3 protein-coding genes are annotated in these 1,691 nt (G+C 37.3%); all 3 read left to right on the top strand.

Features of this window, described 5'->3' with window-relative positions; genetic code table 11:
• On the top strand, positions 1-201 hold a 201-nt coding region (locus HRT72_10690; protein NQY68170.1), incomplete at its 5' end, for a hypothetical protein.
• Positions 198-491, top strand: coding sequence for a hypothetical protein (locus HRT72_10685; GenBank protein NQY68169.1), 294 nt, complete (start codon positions 198-200; stop codon positions 489-491). The genes HRT72_10690 and HRT72_10685, both read left to right, overlap by 4 nt.
• The coding region (locus HRT72_10680; GenBank protein ID NQY68168.1) for a hypothetical protein at positions 485-1,691 on the top strand (1,207 nt) is incomplete at its 3' end. The genes HRT72_10685 and HRT72_10680, both read left to right, overlap by 7 nt.

Here is a 1,691-nt window from a genome sequence, read left to right as displayed (position 1 = left end):
CCAAACGATCAAACTTCTTTCACTTTAACATATTCAATACCTGCGAAGACTCTACAAGAGATGATTATCGCGGAAGGAGGAATGGCCTCTGTAGGATTCAATTACATGACAACAGGGAAGTATGGTTTCGAGGTGGTACTCTCTGGGTTCATTGTGAGCGAGGGAATAACAATAGATATAAACGAAAAACTAAAAGTATGATGGAGAAATATTATTTAATAATTGTGTCTGTACTGTTCAGTGCAATTCTAGGAATCATAGGATACTGGGCAAAGTATGTGCACCGAGAAATCAAGACTCTGTTAAAGGAGCTAATCAACTACACGCAGCATCTTAAATCTCTCATTGTAGAGATTCAAGTTCAGATCGAAAAAGGAATTGAATCAGATATCAAAGACTTAAAAACAGATGTTAAAAACCTGTATGGGAAAACCGCAGAAATCAATTCTAAGATAATTGAACTGAATGCTAAATCGGATAAGAAATGCTAGATCGTACATCCGACATATCAGGCTACAAAGGATTTAGAAGAGTAATCAAAGAGAATGGAAACCTCGATGATACACTCTCGAATATGCAAAGAATTGCCCGAAGAGATTTTGGTCAAGTAAAAGATTTGGCCGCAGAACTTGATGGTGAATCGGTGAAAGAGACAAGCAAGAATATCTGGAATTATTTAAGAGAACACACTAATTACAAGCTGGACAAAACAGGAGTAGAAGAACTAAGAACTCCAGCTAGAAGCCTATTCGATGGAAAGGCAGGAAAGGGAAATCAACAGTATGGTATTGACTGTGATGATTATACCATTTTAGTTTCTGCCTTTCTGTTGAATCTTGGCATCGAGCACGAATACCGTGTTACGGCATATAAAGAAAAAGGAGTATTCGAACACATCTACCCAGTTGCTTTCGATGCCAAAGGAAATGAGTACGTAATTGACCTCGTGCCAGAAATACCACACTTCAATTTTGAAGCAAAACCAATCATTGATTTAAAAACTATAAATATGAAAATAGAAGAATTATCAGGTTTTGCCGATGACGAAAGAAGTGAACTAATTGAAGAACTGAACGAGCCTTTTACCCTTGATGGGATGGAAGACGACGATGTAATTCTTGATGGTTTGTTTCTCTCTGGAATTGGCGAAGTAGAAACCGAAGAAGAAGCCGAAATAGTATTAAGCGGAGCAGAAGATGTAGCCAATCTGCTCGAAAATGGCATTCTGGCTGAAATTGTAAAGGCGAAGAACTCTTTAGAAGATGAGATGAAATCTCCAAGTGTTCTAAGTGAGACCTTAAATGTGAATGAAGAAATCGAAAGTATTAATTCGATTCTAGAAGATTGGGATGATGAAGAGCAGCGGATGGATACCATTAGGGATGTTATTAATTCTAATAGTTCTTATTCTAATTTTTTCAAGGCAATACTTTTAAGCTTAACCAAGCTAGATACCGACTTCGAATCTTTAGGTGGATTTGATGATGAACCAATCTATTTGGCTAGAGTTGATTTTGGTGAGCCCGATCTGTCAGAGATAATAGAAGAGAACGACTCCCTTCAAGGAATCTTTAATAGAAAGAATAAAAGCACAACTCGAAAAAGACCTCTGAGGAACTTTGTGAAAAAGATCGGTTCTGGTGTTAAGAAAGTGGTAAAGGCTGTAGTGAAATATAATCCAGCTTCAATTG

It is taken from the genome of Flavobacteriales bacterium (assembly GCA_013214975.1).
Lineage (GTDB): Bacteria > Bacteroidota > Bacteroidia > DT-38 > DT-38 > DT-38.
Note: the sequence above shows the minus strand (reverse complement) of the source record. Positions and strands in the feature narration are given on the sequence as shown.